The 2,786-nt window shown below is 61.5% G+C and carries 3 protein-coding genes and 1 pseudogene; 1 reads left to right on the top strand and 3 read right to left on the bottom strand.

The features are described 5' to 3' along the window. Positions 1–311 (top strand): annotated as a pseudogene (locus QMA15_RS32500) (hypothetical protein); the annotation flags it as partial. Positions 312–343: 32 nt separating this feature from the next. Here the strand turns inward: QMA15_RS32500 and QMA15_RS32495 are convergent. The 3 genes from QMA15_RS32495 to QMA15_RS32485 form a co-directional block, all read right to left on the bottom strand. After that, entirely contained in the window at positions 344–943 is a 600-nt protein-coding gene (locus QMA15_RS32495; RefSeq protein WP_290289273.1) for a DUF732 domain-containing protein, read from the bottom strand. A 137-nt stretch (positions 944–1,080) separates the two neighbouring features. After that, the gene (locus QMA15_RS32490) at positions 1,081–1,704 is read right to left on the bottom strand and encodes a hypothetical protein (protein ID WP_290289271.1); all 624 of its coding nucleotides are present in this window, start codon (positions 1,702–1,704) and stop codon (positions 1,081–1,083) included. A gap of 46 nt (positions 1,705–1,750) precedes the next feature. Next, positions 1,751–2,539 carry a hypothetical protein gene (locus QMA15_RS32485; RefSeq protein ID WP_290289269.1) on the bottom strand — a complete coding sequence of 263 codons (789 nt, stop codon included), beginning with the start codon at positions 2,537–2,539 and terminating at the stop codon, positions 1,751–1,753. Between the last annotated feature and the right edge of the window lie 247 nt (positions 2,540–2,786).

Genomic DNA, 2,786 nt, shown 5'->3' with positions numbered 1-2,786 from the left:
GACGGAATGAATCTCAACGATACGTCGAAAGACCCGGCAGCAACGCCCTCGACACCCTACTCGCCCGATCTATCCACAAACTGTCGACAGAACAGCAATTTCGCTACGGCTCAACACTTCACGTCAATGAACCTGTCGCGCGGACAGTCATCGATCCTCTCGAGCATCATGCGCGGGAGACCAATTGGACTGTGCCCCAAAGCTCTATCCCCCGCGCCGACGCAGTGAAAGTTGCCGCCCAGTTGGGTCTCGACATGCACAAGATAGACAGGATCAGTCTCGATCACTGGTTCCGATCGAGACTGTACTGACACTTTGTTCTGGCGCCTCTGGCTTCGAAGCCTCAGCAGTATGTTTGTTCAGCTGCCGAGACATATGCTTCGGCGATCTGATCAGGTTCGAGGCCAGCACCGGTAGCGAGAGCCTGACCAACACTGTCGAATTCGTTCAGAACCTCAGTTCGCGGCATCCCCGAGGCCAACGCTGTGCACGTTCCGTTGGCGAAGCTGATTTCAACACTGTCCATCCCGAGCGCGGGAACTCCGCGCGCTCGTAGTGCGCGCAGATAGTCCTGGCCTCGCGGGCCCGCCTCGGCGACGATCTCCTCCGGCGTACGACCTTCCGCGGGGACCGTCAACTCCGCGGTTTCAGCTATCTCCGCGCCGGTCGGCGGAATCTCACCTGGGCTCGTCAGAGGTGAGACCGACGTCGAGGGATTCGAGTCACTCTGGGGCACCGCCTCTCCCGTTCCAACATCAGCAGAACCGGCGCTGGCCGACGTCACCGGAGGAGCAGAGGTGACGGCGGCCGTCTCTTCTGCAGTTCCCAGTGCCCGTGCCTCGCTCGTCGAACTGTCCCGGCCGGAATCGGGGCCACTGCTGCACGCAGTCAAAGCGCACGCGGCCAAGGCGGCGATTACGAGGGTGCGGCCAATGTGCTTCATTTCCAGCTCCTTGAGCGATTCTGTTACGACGCAGTTCCGGGATATGCGTATACCCCGACGCCAGACCCGACGAATCCCGTTGGCATACATCCGAAAGGTGTATATGACAACGGGATTCGCTACCTACTGGTTCGGCGTCAGGGGGTGACGTTGATGGGTGTGGATGATGCGAACTGCAGTGTGCCCGACATCGTTGCCGTGCCGGTGGCTGCGGCGGGGCAGACGGGTCCGGTGCCGGTGCGTGTGTAGTTCACGGTGCCGGTGTTGCTTGCCACGACGCGCTGGTTGGGGATGTCGAAGGCCAGTGGTCCGATAGTGCTGGCCCCGACGGTGACTGTGCATGTTGATCCGGGTATCGTGACGACTGCGCCGCTGGCAGGGATGATGAGCGATCCCTGCGCAGAACCGGCGGGCATGGCGTCCCCGGAGACGTTGAGTTGCCACGTCCCGGAGGTTGTGACCACGGCGGGTAGGCCGTTGGCTTTGCACCCGGTCAGGCTGGGGGTGCCGATGTTGACGTTGACGCCGCCGGTGCCGGTGTTGGAGTTACCCGGCGCGGTTGGGACGGTTCCGGATCCCGTCGTACTGGTACAGGTAAGCGTGATCGTTCCTGTCTTGATACTGAGATTGCTACTGGAGGCAGTCACAGCTTGACCGGCCGGAGTGACGACGGTCGACGCCAAAGCGGGGCCGGCGGCGACTGCGATCGCGGCCGCTGCGGCAGCTGTAATGAAGGTGGTGCGGCGTAGTGCATGGGACATCGATATCTCCTTGTTGGTGATACTTCGTGAGTCGCCGGTGCTTGCTCTACTGCGTCCGCAGGCTGTCGGCGCCGATGTTGAACACATCGCTTGTGGTGGCCAGCGAGTTGTGGCCAGTCGAGGAGGGAACGTTGGCGCGAAGATTGACGGCCCAATTCAATGCGCCGAACAGTCCGCATCCAGATGCGCCCGGTACCGCGAACGTCTGGTCGGCGTGCGTCACGTTTCTGACGGCGGCGGTATCCGGAAATCCTGGAACATCCTCGAGGACACCGTTTTCGGTCACTCCGAGTTTGAACATGATCGGGTTGCTCGCAGAACCCAGATAGCAGTTGCCGCCCAGCAAGGGGTTGGAGATCTTCAATCTTGCCGGAAGTGTGACACCGAGTTGGAATGCGTCGACTGTCGGCAACGCGACCGGTTCGACCGTTGCCTTGATGGTGGTCAAGCCGCCGGGGAACGGTATACCGAGCCCGAAGATTCCTCCTGGTACCTCGATGGGGCTGGAATAGACGCCTTTGGTGCCGTCAGAGGGAGGTATGAAGATCTGGTCGAACCCGAATTCTGCGTCGGGGTTCTCGCGATAGGCGACACCGCCGGCGATATTCAACGAGCCGGAAGGAATCGGAACCTTGAGCCCGTTGATGTTCATTTCGCCGCCTTTGACGACGACATCGACACAGGTGCTCGTCTCCGGATTTGCTATCGGGCACTTTCCCCAGCCCCCGAACGGCGCATTGGGCAGCGGAGCCGCCGTCGCGGTTGACACCGCCCCGAGAGTGAGGACTCCTGCCGCGACGACGGCGAGCGCGGCTCTGAATCGTATTGTGCGCATGAATATTCGGTCTCCATGTGAGAAGTGGCTGGCCGGAAGTTGGAGTGCCGCTGCATCGCATAAGGGTGACGTTGCGACGTGCACGACATGTCGATGAGAAACGCGGTTGTGAAGGCGAGGGCTTCACTTCCTGCTACCCCAGAGAGGGACGCAGGACCGGGGCACGCGCCTTATCCAGCGTTACGTTCGGCGATGACGGCAGCGGGTTCGGGTGAGCCGGCCGGCTGTGGCCTGAGGCTGTCGGCAC

It is taken from the genome of Rhodococcus sp. APC 3903 (assembly GCF_030407755.1).
GTDB lineage: Bacteria > Actinomycetota > Actinomycetes > Mycobacteriales > Mycobacteriaceae > Rhodococcus_F > Rhodococcus_F erythropolis.
The sequence above is the reverse complement of the archived record's forward strand: the minus strand, read 5'-3'. Positions and strand labels throughout refer to the sequence as shown.

Excerpts from the sequence above, each read along its gene's own strand:
- QMA15_RS32495 (WP_290289273.1), bottom strand. The coding sequence starts at position 943 with ATGAAGCACATTGGCCGCACCCTCGTAATCGCCGCCTTGGCCGCGTGC.
- QMA15_RS32490 (WP_290289271.1), bottom strand. The coding sequence starts at position 1,704 with ATGTCCCATGCACTACGCCGCACCACCTTCATTACAGCTGCCGCAGCG.
- QMA15_RS32485 (WP_290289269.1), bottom strand. The coding sequence starts at position 2,539 with ATGCGCACAATACGATTCAGAGCCGCGCTCGCCGTCGTCGCGGCAGGA.